General features: G+C 61.6%; 15 protein-coding genes. 5 read left to right on the forward strand and 10 right to left on the reverse strand.

All coding sequences use genetic code 11. The annotated features are described in order from the left end of the window. Positions 1–4 precede the first annotated feature (4 nt). Together ACR0E6_RS13105 and nadC are read left to right on the forward strand one after the other, a co-directional pair. Positions 5–1,570: an L-aspartate oxidase gene (locus ACR0E6_RS13105; protein WP_480584114.1), complete on the forward strand. Its 1,566-nt coding sequence runs from the start codon at positions 5–7 to the stop codon at positions 1,568–1,570. Beyond that, complete coding sequence (gene nadC / locus ACR0E6_RS13110) at positions 1,567–2,415, forward strand: carboxylating nicotinate-nucleotide diphosphorylase (RefSeq protein WP_480584117.1); 849 nt, start codon at positions 1,567–1,569, stop codon at positions 2,413–2,415. Before ACR0E6_RS13105 ends, nadC begins: the two co-directional genes overlap by 4 nt. 16 nt (positions 2,416–2,431) lie before the next feature. Here nadC and ACR0E6_RS13115 read toward each other — a convergent pair whose 3' ends face one another. The 5 genes from ACR0E6_RS13115 to ACR0E6_RS13135 are packed head-to-tail and all read right to left on the reverse strand — an operon-like array spanning position 2,432 to position 7,286. Next, positions 2,432–3,895 (reverse strand): aldehyde dehydrogenase, encoded by a 1,464-nt coding sequence (locus tag ACR0E6_RS13115; RefSeq protein ID WP_480584120.1) that lies wholly within the window; start codon positions 3,893–3,895, stop codon positions 2,432–2,434. 14 nt (positions 3,896–3,909) lie between these two features. Next, the gene (locus ACR0E6_RS13120; RefSeq protein ID WP_480584123.1) at positions 3,910–4,947 is read right to left on the reverse strand and encodes an LLM class flavin-dependent oxidoreductase; all 1,038 of its coding nucleotides are present in this window, start codon (positions 4,945–4,947) and stop codon (positions 3,910–3,912) included. Then, complete coding sequence (locus ACR0E6_RS13125) at positions 4,944–5,888, reverse strand: flavin reductase (protein ID WP_480584125.1); 945 nt, start codon at positions 5,886–5,888, stop codon at positions 4,944–4,946. The genes ACR0E6_RS13120 and ACR0E6_RS13125 overlap by 4 nt, the downstream gene beginning before the upstream one ends. Beyond that, positions 5,885–6,712 carry an alpha/beta fold hydrolase gene (locus ACR0E6_RS13130; protein WP_480584127.1) on the reverse strand — a complete coding sequence of 276 codons (828 nt, stop codon included), beginning with the start codon at positions 6,710–6,712 and terminating at the stop codon, positions 5,885–5,887. The genes ACR0E6_RS13125 and ACR0E6_RS13130 overlap by 4 nt, the downstream gene beginning before the upstream one ends. Then, a complete protein-coding gene (locus ACR0E6_RS13135) occupies positions 6,684–7,286 on the reverse strand; it encodes an amino acid synthesis family protein (RefSeq protein ID WP_480584129.1) in 603 nt (200 codons plus the stop codon). The genes ACR0E6_RS13130 and ACR0E6_RS13135 overlap by 29 nt, the downstream gene beginning before the upstream one ends. Positions 7,287–7,389: 103 nt before the next feature. Here ACR0E6_RS13135 and ACR0E6_RS13140 point away from each other — a divergent pair, with 103 nt between their 5' ends. After that, positions 7,390–8,082 carry a GntR family transcriptional regulator gene (locus tag ACR0E6_RS13140; protein WP_480584130.1) on the forward strand — a complete coding sequence of 231 codons (693 nt, stop codon included), beginning with the start codon at positions 7,390–7,392 and terminating at the stop codon, positions 8,080–8,082. After that, positions 8,075–8,368: a DUF1330 domain-containing protein gene (locus ACR0E6_RS13145; protein ID WP_480584133.1), complete on the forward strand. Its 294-nt coding sequence runs from the start codon at positions 8,075–8,077 to the stop codon at positions 8,366–8,368. The genes ACR0E6_RS13140 and ACR0E6_RS13145 overlap by 8 nt, the downstream gene beginning before the upstream one ends. Before the next feature lie 80 nt (positions 8,369–8,448). Here ACR0E6_RS13145 and glnT read toward each other — a convergent pair whose 3' ends face one another. From glnT to ACR0E6_RS13170, 5 genes are all read right to left on the reverse strand, one after another. After that, complete coding sequence (gene glnT / locus ACR0E6_RS13150; RefSeq protein ID WP_480584136.1) at positions 8,449–9,777, reverse strand: type III glutamate--ammonia ligase; 1,329 nt, start codon at positions 9,775–9,777, stop codon at positions 8,449–8,451. Positions 9,778–9,856: 79 nt separating this feature from the next. Continuing rightward, positions 9,857–11,194, reverse strand: a complete 1,338-nt coding sequence (locus ACR0E6_RS13155; protein WP_170622580.1) for an FMN-binding glutamate synthase family protein — start codon at positions 11,192–11,194, stop codon at positions 9,857–9,859. Between the two features lie 10 nt (positions 11,195–11,204). Then, on the reverse strand, positions 11,205–11,888 hold the full coding sequence (locus tag ACR0E6_RS13160) for a protein GlxC (RefSeq protein ID WP_480584140.1): 684 nt from the start codon (positions 11,886–11,888) through the stop codon (positions 11,205–11,207). 1 nt (position 11,889) lies between these two features. Beyond that, on the reverse strand, positions 11,890–12,786 hold the full coding sequence (locus ACR0E6_RS13165; protein WP_480584143.1) for a class II glutamine amidotransferase: 897 nt from the start codon (positions 12,784–12,786) through the stop codon (positions 11,890–11,892). Positions 12,787–12,958: 172 nt separating this feature from the next. Next, a complete protein-coding gene (locus tag ACR0E6_RS13170; RefSeq protein ID WP_170622577.1) occupies positions 12,959–13,609 on the reverse strand; it encodes an XRE family transcriptional regulator in 651 nt (216 codons plus the stop codon). Between the two features lie 130 nt (positions 13,610–13,739). Here ACR0E6_RS13170 and ACR0E6_RS13175 point away from each other — a divergent pair, with 130 nt between their 5' ends. Further along, entirely contained in the window at positions 13,740–14,774 is a 1,035-nt protein-coding gene (locus ACR0E6_RS13175; protein ID WP_480584146.1) for a GlxA family transcriptional regulator, read from the forward strand. Position 14,775 lies beyond the last annotated feature (1 nt).

A 14,775-nucleotide genomic window follows, 5' to 3' on the forward strand; every position in this document is an offset into this window, starting at 1 on the left:
CGATATGCAAACCGTTCAGACACCGCGTGTGGTGATCATCGGGGCCGGGCTGGCGGCGGTCTATACGGCGCTGAAACTGGCCCCCTGCCCCGTGGTGATGATCTCACCCGAACCGCTTGGATCCGGCGCAAGCTCGGCCTGGGCGCAGGGTGGCGTTGCGGCGGCGATGGCGCGGACGGACAGCCCGCAGGCCCATGCCGAGGACACGATGCGCGCCGGGGCCGGGTCGGTTCTGCGCGAGGTGGCCGAGTTTGTGACCAAGGCGGCACCTGAACATATCCTTGATCTGTCCGATTTGGGCACCGGGTTCGACCGCACCGCCGATGGCAGCTTTGTTCAATCGCGCGAGGCAGCGCATTCCGCCGCGCGGGTCGTTCGCGTCAAGGGCGATCAGGCCGGGGCCGAGATCATGCGCGCGCTGATTGTGGCCCTACGCGAAACCCCGTCGATTCAGGTCATCGAAGATGCGCTGGCGGTTGGGCTGGACAGCGACGGCGCGCAGGTCAGCGGTGTCTATCTGACCAGCGCCGATGCGCCAGGCGCGCCACACGTTCTGCTGCGCGGGTCTGCGCATGTGTTGGCAACGGGTGGTTCGGCGGGTCTTTACGCCCAGACCACAAACCCTGCGCGCATCCGGGGTCAGGGTATCGGCATGGCCGCGCGCGCCGGTGCACGGATTGCCGACGCTGAATTCGTCCAGTTTCACCCCACCGCCATCGACGTCGGCGAAGACCCCACCCCGCTGGCGACCGAAGCCCTGCGCGGCGAAGGGGCGGTTCTGATCGACGGCGATGGGCATCGGTTCATGCCCGACATTCACCCCGATGCCGATCTGGCCCCGCGCGACACTGTTGCCCGAGCCGTCTACACACAGGCACAGACGGGCAAGCGCCCGGCGCTGGACACCCGCGCGGCGATTGGCGCACAGATCGCGGACCATTTCCCGGCAGTGACCGAGGCCTGTTTGCGTCACGGTCTCGACCCGGTGCGCGATCCGATCCCGGTGACCGCCTCGGCGCATTACCATATGGGCGGCATCGAAACCGATCTGGCGGGCCGCAGTTCGCTGAACGGGCTTTGGGCTTGTGGCGAGGCGGCTTCGACCGGGTTGCACGGCGCGAACCGGCTGGCGTCGAACGGATTGCTTGAGGCGCTGGTCTTTGCCCGCGCCTGCGCACAGGACATTGCAACCGTTGTGTCCGGGCAGCCTGCGCCAAAGGTCGATGTTACGCTTATCCCCGACAGCGCGACCGAACAGACCCCGGATCTGGCTGCATTGCGCCATGCCATGACCCAGCATGTGGGCGTTGTCCGCGATCAGGCCGGTCTGCATCGCGCCCTGACCGAAATCGCGGCGCTTGAGGCCCGGCATCCGGGCTCTGACGTGTTTCTGAACATGACCGCCACCGCCACGCTGATCGCCGCCGCCGCGCTTTTGCGCGAGGAAAGCCGTGGCGCGCATTACCGCTCTGATTTCCCCGACCTTACCCCCGGCCCCGGCCAACGCTCGGCCCTAACGCTGAACGAGGCGCTGACCCTGCGGGACCGCATTGCAAAGGACGCAGCATGACCCATCCGGCCCTGCCCGACATGATCCTTGAACCTTTGGTGCGCTCGGCACTGATGGAGGATTTGGGTGCCTATGGCGACATCACCACCCAGACCGTAATCCCGTCAGATACGACCTATGCGGCCCGCTTGAACGCGCGCGAAGATGCCGTGGTCTCGGGGATGCAGGTCGCCGCGCTGGCGTTTCGTCTGGTCGATCCTTCGCTGGAAATCTCGACACATATCGCGGATGGCCAGCGTTGCGCCAAGGGCGATACCCTGATGGAGATCACGGGCAAGGCATCCTCGATCCTGTCGGCTGAGCGCGTGGCACTGAACTTTGCCGGGCGGCTGTGCGGCGTGGCAACGTCCACAGCGGCTTTGGTCGCCGAAACCAGGGGCACCCGCGCGCGTATCACTTGCACGCGAAAGACCACGCCCGGCCTGCGCATCGTCGAAAAACAGGCGGTTCTGCATGGCGGTGGGTTCAACCACCGGTTCTCACTATCGGATGCGATCCTGATCAAGGACAACCACATCGCGGCGGCAGGCGGCGTGCGCGCGGTGCTTGAGGCGACGCATGCCCGCGCCTCGCACATGATGAAGGTCGAGATCGAGGTGGATACGCTGGATCAATTGGCCCAAGTGCTTGAGGTTGGCGGTGCCGATGTTGTGCTGCTGGACAACATGTCGCCTGCAACCTTGGCCGAGGCAGTCGCGCTGGTGAACGGTCGGTTGGTCACTGAAGCCTCGGGCAATGTCACGCGCGAAACGGTGGCAGCCATTGCAGCGACCGGCGTGGATTTCATATCCTCCGGCGCGCTGACCCATTCCTATCGGACTATCGATCTGGGTCTGGACTTCTAAGCCCGATCCGCCGCGCTTAGCGCATGACAAACGGATCCGGGATCGGGTCATCGCTGGTGCGCAGCCAGACCGATTTGATCTTGGTGTAATCCAGCGCCGCTTGCAGACCCCCTTCGCGCCCGTGGCCCGACAGACCGTGGCCCCCAAACGGCGCAATCGGGCTGACGGCGCGGTAGGTGTTCACCCAGACAATCCCCGCGCGGATGGCACGGATCATACGATGCGCCCGCGTCAGGTTCTGTGTAAAAAGGCCCGAGGCCAAACCGAATTGGGTGTTGTTGGCGATGGCGATGGCCTCGGCTTCGGTCTCGAACGCAACAACCGACAGGACCGGACCGAAAAACTCGTTGGTCAGGCTGTCGGCGTCCGGCACGTCGGAACAATCCAGAATGGTCGGAGGAAAGAAAAACCCGTCGCGGTCAATCGGCTGCCCGCCGGTTATCAGCTTGGCCCCTTGCGCGACAGACCGCTGGATCAGGTCGACCGCATTGCCCCGCTGACGCAGCGTGCACAGCGGCCCGACCTCGGTCGCCATGTCGTCGGGGGCACCGATCACAACGGCCTCGGCCTTGTCCTTGAGACGGGCGAGGAATTCCTCCTTGATCGTGGCCTGCACCAACAGCCGCGACCCGGCCACACAGCTTTGGCCCGTTGCGGCGAATATCCCCGACACCTGTGCATTCACGGCACTTTCGATATCGGCATCCTCGAACACGATGAACGGGGATTTGCCGCCAAGTTCCAACGAGGTTGAAGCCAGATTCTCAGCCGAATTGCGCACAATATGGCGCGCGGTCTCCGGCCCGCCGGTAAAGGCGACATGCGCCACTTTCGGGTGGCTGGTCAGCGTTGCCCCTACCACCGGTCCACCGGTGATGACGTTCAGAACACCCTTGGGGAATCCGGCCTGATCGAAGATGCGGGCAAATTCCAGCATCGGCGCGGGCCCCTCTTCGGACGCTTTCAGCACCACGGTACAGCCCGCCGCCAAGGCGGGGCCGATCTTGACCGCCGACAGGAACAGTTGCGAGTTCCAGGGCACCACCGCCGCCACAACCCCGATGGGTTCACGGCGCAGCCAGACCTCCATATCCGGTTTATCGATGGGCAAATGCGCGCCTTCGATCTTATCGGCCAACCCGGCGTAATACCGATAATAATCAGCGACATAGGCGATCTGGGCCGAGGTTTCGCGGATGATCTTGCCGGTATCGCGGGTTTCCAGCTCGGCCAGACGCGGGGCGTTTTCGGCGATCAGATCCGCCAGCCGGGCCAGCAACTTGCCACGGGCAGTGGCCGTCATCCCGGCCCATTCTGGCGCAAAAAACGCACGATCCGCGGCCTCAACAGCTTGATTGACATCATCCGCATTGGCCTCGGGCATTTTTGCCCAAACCTTTCCGGTGGCCGGGTCCAGACTGTCGAACTGTGTCGCCCCATCCGAAAAAGCGCCATCGATATACTGTTGAAACTGCTGCATCTTATGGCACCCCTTTATTGAAACGCCGGCATGACGTCTTTGATAAACCGCTCAAGCGAGGCTTTCTTGCGCTCGAACGGCATGCTGGAGTCGATCCAGAAGGAATACTCATCATAGCCAAGCGCCTGATAGCGGCGCAGCCGGTCGATGACGGTGTCGACTGTGCCAATGACCAGATCACGCTCCATGTTTTCCGGGGTATAGAAGGGATGCGCGGCAATCTCATCTTCGCTCAGCGGGTCGATCAGGCCCTGCGAGATATCGCGCTTGTTCATGAACCAGGCCCCGAAATAGTTGTAGAACCGGTTCAGCTCGACCGCCGCCTGTTTCACGTCCGCGTCATTCGAGGCCACATAGGTGTGCATCAACAACATGATTTTGGGCCGTGCTACATCAGGAAACTTGGCGCAGGCGTCGTTGAACTTGACCATGAGGCTTTCAACCTCGTTATCGCCGTTCCAAAGCGGCGTCACCTGCACGTTGCACCCATGCGATACAGCAAATTCGTGGCTGTTGGGATCGCGCGCCGCGACCCAGATCGGCGGGCCGTCTTTCTGAACCGGCTGCGGGGCCGAGGTGGTCTTGGGAAACTGGTGAAACTCGCCCTCATGCGCATAGTCGCCCAGCCACAGCTTTTGCACCGCCGGGATCAGCTCGCGCATCCGCTGGCCGGCTTCCCAGGCGTCCATGCCGGGCATCAGACGTTCGTATTCAAAGCTGTAGGCCCCGCGTGCGATTCCCAAATCAAGACGGCCCTCGGTGATGATATCGGTCATCGCCGCCTCACCGGCCAGACGGATCGGGTGCCAGAACGGTGCAATCACGGTGCCGGTGCCCAGACGCACATTTTTGGTATGGCGCGCCACGTCGATCAGGTTCAGGAACGGGTTTGGGGCGATGGTGAAATTCATCCCGTGATGCTCGCCCGTCCAGACCGCGTGCATCCCGCCCTCATCGGCGATTTTGCACAGTTGGATGAACTCGTCATACAGCTGCTTCTGGTCCTGATCCTCCGAGATCCGCTCCATATGCGCAAAGAGTGAGAATTTCATGTCCGCTTAACTCCCCCGGTGAGAGGCTTGACCCGCCCGCTCACCTCATTGCCGTAATACACCCCGAAATTCCCGATCTGACTTTCCGCCGCGAACCGTTCAAGCATGGTGCAAAGGGCCGGGTCCGACACATCCATCAATGTGAGCGGGCTAATTTCTGTGAAAACCCCATTCACCGGTTCACCGCCGTCGGCCTGACACAGGAACGAGATATGCTGCTGCTGGCGCGCGTCGTCCTGAAAGACGGAATAGATAAAGCCGGGCTCCGCATTCACGCCGCTGTCGGCAATCAATCGGGCAAGAGCCGCGTTTGCGCCGCCCGCGACATCGTCGGTATTGGGAATGGTCAAATAGCCGTTGCCATCGTCCTGCAGCAGGATCTTCCCGTCGCGCTCGATCAGGGCCGACACCACCATGTCCGAGCGTTTGCTGAGCGCCCTCGCCTCGGCAGCCGGTGTGACATAGGCCCCGCGCGCGTATCCCAGGCCCGGCGCGATATCCTGATCAAAGGCTTTGACCTGACCAATCAGGATCAGATGATCGCCCGCTTCGACGGTTCTGTGCATGGCGCAATCGAACCACGCCGAGACACCCCCCAGAATGGGCGAGCCATGCGGGCCGGGTTCCCAGTCGACACTCGCAAACCGATCCTCGACCGGGCGGGCAAAGGTATTGGACAGCGCGATCTGTGCCTCGGACAGGATGTTGATCGCGAATTTCGATGTATTGGCGAAGGTTTCATAATTGCTGGAGATGTTGGCCAGACAGACAAGAACCAAAGGCGGATCAAGCGAGACCGAGGTGAAGGAATTCGCGGTAAAGCCCAACGGGTTGCCCGCATCGTCATGGGCCGTCACAACGGTCACGCCGGTCATGAAGGTGCCGAAGGCATTGCGCAGGGCGCGCGGGTTGTTCAGCGTGTTCGGGTCAAATTCAATCATGTCAGTTCACCCTGTTCAGATGGCATGTGCAACCAGTCCGTCAGCGCAGCGTTCACCGCGTCCGGTGCGGTCAGGTTTACCATATGTCTGTGGTTTTCGATGATAACCGCGCACCCGTATGGTGCAGCCTCTGCCATCGCTTGCGACATTGCGGGGGTCGAGTTGGGATCGTCCTGCCCGGTCAGCGCCAGCAACGGGCATTTGATCCCGCCGAACCCGTCAGCATACAGCGCATCACCCCGCGCAAACGCGCCATAGGCGGTCGCGTAGCCGTCAATATCCACCTCCGACAGCCATTGCGCCACGTGGCCCCGCGCGGCGCGGTCGGTCGGTGTGTCCCCGAACCAGCGGCGCAGGGGCGTGTCCAGATCGAAGGACCCGGTTCCGATCAGTTCGGCCCGTTCGATCACGGACTTGCTGGCTTTGGCGTCGCGGCAGAACACACCGTTCAGCAAGGCCACGCGGGCCACCCGGTCCGGGTGACACACGGCAAACCCGCCTGCAATCAGGGCCCCCATGGAATGCCCGGCCAAACTGACCCGTTCAACCCTCAGTGCATCCAGAACGGCCAGCAACCAGTCCAGAAACACCGGCAGTCCCGACCCCGAAGGGATGCGGTCACTGCCCCCATGCCCCGGCATATCCAGCGCGATCACGTGATGCGTTTCCGACAGTGCCTCAATCTGCGGCCCCCAGGCCGCCGATTGCATGCCGACCCCGTGAATCAGAACCACAGGAGGGGCCTTCCCGGCATGAGACAGGCCCGCCTCGCGACAGGCAACCTGCCCAAAGGGCTCAGACAGCTGCAGGGTTGTCGATGTCATGGCCCAGTTCCCTGAGGTCCTGATAGCGGTCGCCAATACGGTGATGCGGACGACCCCCGATGGATGCCCCCAGCGCGATCATGATCTCATCCGGAGCGGGCGCGTCTGCCACTTGCAACTGAATGGTCAGATAGTGGCTGCGCCTGCCGCCATCGTTCTTGTCCATCAGCGGGATCTGCATCGACGCATTTGCCGGGCCGCGGGTATTGGTGAAGGCCAGATAGGATTTGGCCCCGACCGCCTCGCGATAGAAATTGCCGAACCGCAGCGTGTGGATCAGGGCCGAGCCATGCTCGACCTCACCATTCACTCCGACAATGGCGGCCTTGCCGTACCCTTCGACCATGTCGCCCCCGCCTGCGGCTTGCAGCACCATATCGGTCAGCAGTTTGCCCAGACCCGGCGCGCAATCGTGGATCTCGGGCTTCAGGTCCTCAACGAAACCGCGCCCCGCCCACGGGTTCCGGATCACCGCAACGGCCGCGATCATCTTCAACGGCGTCTCGGCCACCTTTCCCCCTTCGATCAGCGTGTTTTCCACATGCAACAGGGTCTTTCGGATTTCGGCGGGCATGGTTCTGCTCCTTACGATTCGGTGCAGATCTATTTGGTATACCATCATACCATCTGTCAATCATACCTTGCGAGCGATCTTCCAAACCGATAGGTATCTGGCCATGACGGAACCCAAACTGACCAAGATTGATCATCCCCCTGCGACCCTGCGCGATATGGTGCAGGAACGGATGCGCGAGGCGATCATCGAAGGCACGTTCGAACCCGGAGAGCGGCTGGTCGAACGCCCGCTTTGCGATCAGTTGGGCGTCAGCCGAACCGTGATCCGCGAAACCATTCGCTATCTCGAAGCCGAAGGTCTGGTAGACATCCTGCCCGGACGCGGACCTATCGTTGCTGTCATGTCGTGGGAGGATGCGCGCCAGATCTACGATATTCGCCGCATGCTCGAAACTGCCGCCGCGGAATACTGCGCGCGCAATATCACGCCCGAACGCACAGACGCGCTGAGACAGGCGCTGGACCATCTCAGACGCGGGTTTGAGAACAAGGCACCGGGTGCCCTGTTCCGCGCCACGGCGGATTTCTATTCCGAGATTTTCGATGGCGCGGGTCACTACATCGCCTGGGATATCGTTCAGCGCCTGAATGGTCGGATCAGCAGGCTGCGCATGATGACCCTGTCTTCGGACGATCGGGATCAGCCCGGCCTGACCCATATGGAACAGATCTGCGACGCCATTACTTCGGGCGACCCGGTCGCCGCCCGCGCAGCGGTCGAGCGGCATCTGGACGACACCACCAAAATCGCCGAACGGCTGTTTGCATCAGATGAAAGAAACCAAGTTGAGTGAAAAACCCAAAGCCTATTGGATCGCCAACGTCACCGTCACCGACCCCGAGGCCTATAAGGGCTATCAGGATATCGCCCCTGCGGCCTTTCAGAAATTCGGCGCGCGGTTCCTGGCCCGGGGCGAGGCCGAAACGCTGGAAGGACACCCATGGCAACGCCGGGTGATCATCGAGTTCGACAGCATCGAGGACGCCCGCGCCTGCTATGCCTCTGACGAATACCGCGCGGCGCGGGAGAGGCGTCGGGATGCATGTCAGGCGGATATTGCGCTGATAGAAGGCGTCTGAGGCGTACGAGCTCCGCCATGCTGCAAGGCCGGACTGCGAAACAGCCCGGCCTTTTTCTGTTTCGGAAAGGGCGATGAACCTCAGATATCGAGCGTGTGTTCTTTCTCCCAACGCGAGAAATGGCTGACGAACGAGTTCCACTCCTGATGTTTCATCTTCAGAAACGCGGCTGAAAACTCGTCGCCCATTGCAGCTTTCAGCTCGGTATCCTTGTCGTAGTCGCGCAGCGCGTCCAGCATGTTCAGCGGCAGTTTGGGTGCGTCGGTCACCGTATGGCCCTCGGCATACATGTCGATGTCATAGCGGCGGCCCGGATCGGCCTTGGACCGAATGCCCGACAGGCCCGCCGCGATAATCACCGCTTGCAGCAGATAGGGGTTTGTCGCGCCATCGGCCAGACGCAGTTCGAACCGGCCCGGTCCTGGGACGCGGACCATGTGGGTGCGGTTGTTGCCGGTCCACGTGACAGTATTCGGAGCCCATGTAGCACCCGACATGGTGCGCGGGGCGTTGATGCGTTTGTACGAGTTCACCGTCGGGTTGGTGATCGCCGCCAGCGCGCTTGCGTGCTTCATGATGCCGCCGAGGAAATGTTTTCCCTGTTCGCTCAGACCGACCTCGCCCGTCGGACCGTCACCCTCACCGGCAAACACATTGGTCTTTGCATCCGCGCCCGGCGCATCCCAGACCGAGATGTGGGCATGGCAGCCATTGCCCGTCAGCCCCTCGACCGGTTTCGGCATGAAGGTGGCGCGGAAGCCGTGCTTTTCCGCTACCGATTTGGTCATGAACTTGAAGAAGGAATGCTTGTCGGCGGTGCGCAAGGCATCGTCAAATTCCCAGTTCATTTCGAACTGGCCATTGGCGTCCTCGTGGTCGTTCTGATACGGCCCCCAACCCAGTTCCAGCATGTAGTCGCAGATCTCGCGTACCACGTCATAACGGCGCATCACCGCCTGCTGGTCGTAGCAAGGCTTTTCGGCCGTATCGAACGGATCGCTGATCTGCTCGCCATCGGGCGTCAGCAGGAAGAACTCGGCCTCGATCCCGGTTTTGACATGCATGCCCATGTCGGCGGCCTCGTCGATCAGGCGGCGCAGCACGTTGCGCGGGGCCTGGGCGACGTCCTCGCCCTCCATCACGCAATTGCCAGCGACCCAGGCGACCTCGGGCTTCCAGGGCAGTTGGATCACCGAGGACGGATCGGGCACCGCCAGCATGTCGGGATGCGCCGGGGTCATATCCAGCCAGGTGGCAAACCCGGCAAAACCTGCGCCCTCTTCCTGCATATCCGCAATAGCCTGCGCGGGGACCAGCTTGGCCCGTTGCCCACCGAACAGATCGGTGAACGAAATCATGAAATATTTGACGCCTTTTTCCTTGGCGAAAGCTGCCAGATCTGTCGTCATGGTCGGCCTTCCTTTCCCTGTTGGTTCAAAAGAAGAAAGGCGCCGCCCGTTTGGGCCGCGCCTTCATTTCGCTTGCAGTTCAGAACCCGGCCTTGCCGGGATACCAGTCGGTGCCCGCCAATGGGACGCGCGCCATGGCGGCGGCCTCCATCGTCAGGGCGCACAGATCCTCGGGCTCCAGATTGTGCAGGTGATTATGGCCACATGCGCGCGCGATGGTCTGCGCCTCAAGGGTCATCACCTTCAGGTAGTTGCGCAACCGGCGGCCCGCTTCGACCGGGTCCAGCCGCGCGGCCAGATCCGGGTCCTGCGTGGTGATACCCGCAGGGTCCTGCCCTTCGTGCCAGTCATCATAAGCCCCGGTGGTGGTGCCCAGCTTTTGGTACTCGGATTCCCATTTCGGGTCATTGTCGCCCAAGGCGATCAAAGCCGCAGTCCCGATGGCCACCGCATCTGCGCCCAATGCCATAGCCTTGGCCACATCAGCGCCGGTGCGGATACCGCCCGAGATCACCAGTTGCACCTCGCGGTGCACACCCAGATCCTGCAGCGCCTGCACGGCAGGGCGGATACACGACAGCGTCGGCAGGCCCACATGCTCGATGAACACATCCTGCGTTGCGGCAGTGCCGCCCTGCATCCCGTCCATCACTACCACATCGGCCCCGGCCTTCACCGCCAGCGCAGTGTCGTAATAGGGCCGGGTCGCGCCAACCTTGACGTAGATCGGAACCTGCCAGCCGGTAATCTCGCGCAGTTCAAGGATCTTGATTTCCAGATCGTCCGGGCCGGTCCAGTCCGGGTGACGACAGGCCGAGCGCTGGTCGATGCCTTTCGGCAGGGTGCGCATCTCGGCCACGCGGTCGCTGATCTTCTGGCCCAGCAACATGCCGCCACCGCCGGGTTTTGCGCCCTGCCCCACAACGATTTCAATCGCATCCGCCTTGCGCAGATCGTTCGGGTTCATCCCATAGCGCGAGGGCAGGTACTGATAAACCAGCTTGGACGAATGGCCGCGTTCCTCGGGTGTCATGCCGCCGTCACCGGTGGTGGTCGACGTCCCCGCCGCGGATGCGCCGCGGCCCAGAGCCTCTTTCGCCGGGCCGGACAGCGCACCAAAGCTCATGCCCGCAATGGTGATCGGGATGTCCAGTTGAATCGGGTTCTTGGCAAAGCGCGTGCCCAGCGTCACCGAGGTATCGCAGCGTTCGCGGTAGCCTTCCAACGGGTAGCGCGAGACCGAGGCACCCAGAAACAGCAGGTCGTCGAAATGGGGCACCTTGCGTTTGGCACCGCCACCGCGAATGTCATAGATGCCGGTCGCCGCCGCCCGCCGGATTTCGGCATTGATCGGGTTGGTAAAGGTCGCCGACTGGATCGGCATGGTGCGGGGGATGGCGTGATCTGTGTCTTTCATACCCATATCCTCAGTAAGCAGCCGCGTTGTCGACGTCGAAATTGTAAAGCTGACGGGCCGAGCCGTACCGCTTGAACTCTTCCGGGTTGGCGTCCGCTCCGGCGCGGTCCAGCAGATCGGCCAACAATTCAAGGTGCTCGGGCCGCATCTCTTTCTCGATGCAGTCCGCCCCAAGGCTTTTGACCGAGCCGCGCACAAACAACCGCGCCTCGTACAGCGAGTCGCCAAGCGTATCGCCCGCATCGCCGCAGACAACCAGATTGCCATCCTGCGCCATGAAGGCCGACATATGACCGATATTGCCATGCACGACGATATCGATCCCTTTCATCGAGATCCCGCAGCGCGAGCTGGCATTGCCCTTGATCACCAGCAAACCACCATGCCCGGTTGCCCCGGCATATTGGCTGGCGTCGCCTTCGACGATCACGGTGCCCGACATCATGTTTTCGGCCACGCCCGGACCAACCGAGCCTTCGACCTTGATGGTCGCCTGCTGGTTCATCCCCGCACAGTAATAACCGGTGGACCCTTTGACCGTCACCTCGATGGGCGCGTCCAGCCCCACGGCAATGGCGTGGCTGCCCTTGGGGTTCCGGACCTCCCAGCTGGTCTGGTTGGTGTCAACGCTTTGGGCCTGAAGGGTCGAATTCAAACCGCGCAGGCCGTTTTCTGCAACATCGTAAGTCTGCATCTCAGTGGCTCCAGAAATAGACGGTTGCGGGTTCGGGTTCCCAGACCTTGGCGTCTTCGATGCCCGGCAGGTTGACCAAAGCGCGGTATTCGCTGCCGAAGGCCACATATTGATCGGTCTCGGCCATCACAGCCGGTTTGCAGGCGATGGGGTCGCGCACCACGCCGAACCCGTCCTTGGTACCGACAACAAAGGTAAAGAACCCATCGAGATCTTCCAGACTGCTTTCCAGCGCCTCACCCAAGGTGGCCCCGTTCTGCATCTTCCAGGTCAGATAGGCCGCGCCAACTTCGGTATCATTCATCGACTCCACCCGCACGCCCTCACGCTTGAGCTTGCGTCGCAACGCGTTGTGGTTCGAAAGCGAGCCGTTATGCACCAGGCACTGATCCGAGCCGGTGTTGAAAGGGTGCGCGCCTTCGGTGGTCACAGCGGATTCGGTGGCCATCCGCGTGTGTCCGATGCCGTGGCTGCCGCCCATGGTCGACAGGTTGAACCGGTCGGCCACATCTCGTGGCAGGCCAACTTCCTTGTAAATCTCAATCGCCGCGCCGTCCGACATCACGCGCAGACCGGGGCGCAGTTCGTGCACGGCCTGACGGGCCTGTTCGACCTTGGCACCGTCCATCTGCAGCACCGCATGCGTGTCGTTGGCCTGCAAGGAAACCTGCGCGCCAATCGCCTCGCCCAGATCGGCGGCCAGCGTTGCAAAGTCTTCATCCGGCGCATCCGATTGCACCGTCAGCTTTGCTGTCCCATCGGACTCGGCGCCATAGATTGCAATCCCAGCGCTGTCCGGTCCCCGGTCCGTCATCGTGACCAGCATATCCGTCAGCATCGAGCCCAGTTCAGGCTCCAAACTCTTGTCCTTGAGAAACAGACCGACAATTCCACACATCCGCTTTGGTCCTCTGAAATTTCGTCGAATCTGACGCTAACAGGCCGGGATGTGAAAAACAATACTGAGAAATAAATATTCCTGAGAGGAAAATCCGCAAAACAGGAATAGGCCCACGGTCCGGCGCAGCACTCAAGCAGCCCGGTTTCGACGACACCAATGATGAAAATGGTCAGCTTGTCTGCGGGTACGAGATGATCGACAGGTATTTTGCAGGCAGTTTCACCAGACCCTCTGGCCCGTGCGGGGCATCGGCATCGAAGAAAAGCGTGTCGCCCGGCTTCATCGAATAAATGCTGTCCCCGTGACGGTAATCCACTTCGCCTTCCAGCAGATACAGCATCTCGATCCCGTCATGCTGGAATGTCGGAAAGCGGTCGGATTCCTCGGTCAGCGTGATCAGGTAGGGTTCCACCACGACACCGCTGGCATTGGCCCCCAAATGACCCAGTAGGGTATAGTGGTGCCCGGCCCGCGTGCCGGCCCGCTCGGTCTCGACCCCTTCGCCCGATTTGGTGTGCACCGCGTTGCGGGTTTCTTCATAACGTCGGAAAAACGATGTGATCGGCGTGCTCAGCGCATCGGCCAGAGACTGGAGGGTTGTCAGGGAAGGCGAGGTCGCCCCGTTCTCGATTTTGGACAACATACTGATCGACAGGCCGGTCAACCCGGACAATTCGGCAATCGTTGTCCCTTGCTGCAGGCGCAACGCCTTGATTTCGCGCCCGATTGCCGTTTCCAGATTCTTTTCACCGCTGTCCCGAACCCTGTGCGGGTCCTGCGACAATGTCAGCTTGTCATCGGTCGTTTCGGCCTGCGCCACTGCTATTCCCTTGATCCCTGAGGGTGGTTCTGCCAACCATGGCACACGAGACCCTGATTTGTGTAGCCACTCTTGTCAGGAAAGTATTTTTCCCCATAGTATATCGAAATTCCCTGCAACGGAAGCTGACATGCACCAGTTATCGGCCCCTTTGAAGGATCTTGATTTCGACGGGCGAGACCGGATTTCGGTTGGCTTCCTGCTGCTGCCCGGCTTTCCGATGGCCTGTCTGACCTCGGTGATCGAACCGTTGCGCGCCGCCAATGAAATCGCGCGCAAACAGGTGTTTTCCTGGGTGCTGTGTTCCGAAGACGCAGGCCTCGTTACCGCCAGCGCGGGTATCCCGTTTCAGACCGAGTGCGCCCTGAAAGCATTGCGGGATGTCGATCTTCTGATTGTCCTGTCCGAACCCGATGGCCAGTTCAGCGCGCCCGCCGAGGTTACGGCGCAATTGCGCTATCTCGCACGTCATGGCACACGGTTGGGCGCGATCAGCGGCGGGGTGTTCCCACTGGCCCGCTCGGGCGTTTTGCAGGGGCAGACCTGCTCGGTCCATTGGCTGTACCGTACGGCGTTCGAGGCTGAATTTCCCCAGATTGCCGTAACCGATGACGTGATCGCGGTGAACCGGCGCTGTTGCACCGCATCCGGCGCGGCCTCGGCCTTTGATCTGTCCTTGCACATGGTCGAAGCCATGCTGGGTGAGGCCACGATGACCGAGGTCGCCTGCTGGTTCCAGCACCCCGCGATCCGCAGCCCCAATATCCCGCAAAAAACGCCAACCTTTCAAACCGACGAAACCGCCGATCATCTGCCGCAAGTCGTGGCCCGTGCGGTCCGGTTATTTGCCGACAATCTGGAATTTCCACTGACCACGCGCGATGTTGCACGCCAGGTCGGTGTGTCCTCGCGACATCTGGAACGCTGCTTCCGTCAGGCGCTGGATCAAAGCCCGGCAGAGTATTACCGGCATCTGCGCCTGCGTGCGGCACGGCAATTGGTGATCTACACGCAGGATTCCCTGACATCTATTGCCCATGCCATCGGCTACACCAACCCAACCGCCATGTCGCGCCACTATGCAGAACAATTCGGGGCGTCACCGCGCCAGGACCGGCAAGAGCGTAACCGGTTCCGCGTCACCCGCGATACCGTGTTGCACTGAT

The organism is Ruegeria sp. AP12, assembly GCF_056540025.1.

What these genes read in the sequence shown, in the direction of transcription:
- ACR0E6_RS13105 (WP_480584114.1), top strand. Translation starts at nt 5, where the DNA reads ATGCAAACCGTTCAGACACCGCGTGTGGTGATCATCGGGGCCGGGCTG.
- nadC (WP_480584117.1), top strand. Translation starts at nt 1,567, where the DNA reads ATGACCCATCCGGCCCTGCCCGACATGATCCTTGAACCTTTGGTGCGC.
- ACR0E6_RS13115 (WP_480584120.1), bottom strand. Translation starts at nt 3,895, where the DNA reads ATGCAGCAGTTTCAACAGTATATCGATGGCGCTTTTTCGGATGGGGCG.
- ACR0E6_RS13120 (WP_480584123.1), bottom strand. Translation starts at nt 4,947, where the DNA reads ATGAAATTCTCACTCTTTGCGCATATGGAGCGGATCTCGGAGGATCAG.
- ACR0E6_RS13125 (WP_480584125.1), bottom strand. Translation starts at nt 5,888, where the DNA reads ATGATTGAATTTGACCCGAACACGCTGAACAACCCGCGCGCCCTGCGC.
- ACR0E6_RS13130 (WP_480584127.1), bottom strand. Translation starts at nt 6,712, where the DNA reads ATGACATCGACAACCCTGCAGCTGTCTGAGCCCTTTGGGCAGGTTGCC.
- ACR0E6_RS13135 (WP_480584129.1), bottom strand. Translation starts at nt 7,286, where the DNA reads ATGCCCGCCGAAATCCGAAAGACCCTGTTGCATGTGGAAAACACGCTG.
- ACR0E6_RS13140 (WP_480584130.1), top strand. Translation starts at nt 7,390, where the DNA reads ATGACGGAACCCAAACTGACCAAGATTGATCATCCCCCTGCGACCCTG.
- glnT (WP_480584136.1), bottom strand. Translation starts at nt 9,777, where the DNA reads ATGACGACAGATCTGGCAGCTTTCGCCAAGGAAAAAGGCGTCAAATAT.
- ACR0E6_RS13155 (WP_170622580.1), bottom strand. Translation starts at nt 11,194, where the DNA reads ATGAAAGACACAGATCACGCCATCCCCCGCACCATGCCGATCCAGTCG.
- ACR0E6_RS13160 (WP_480584140.1), bottom strand. Translation starts at nt 11,888, where the DNA reads ATGCAGACTTACGATGTTGCAGAAAACGGCCTGCGCGGTTTGAATTCG.
- ACR0E6_RS13165 (WP_480584143.1), bottom strand. Translation starts at nt 12,786, where the DNA reads ATGTGTGGAATTGTCGGTCTGTTTCTCAAGGACAAGAGTTTGGAGCCT.
- ACR0E6_RS13175 (WP_480584146.1), top strand. Translation starts at nt 13,740, where the DNA reads ATGCACCAGTTATCGGCCCCTTTGAAGGATCTTGATTTCGACGGGCGA.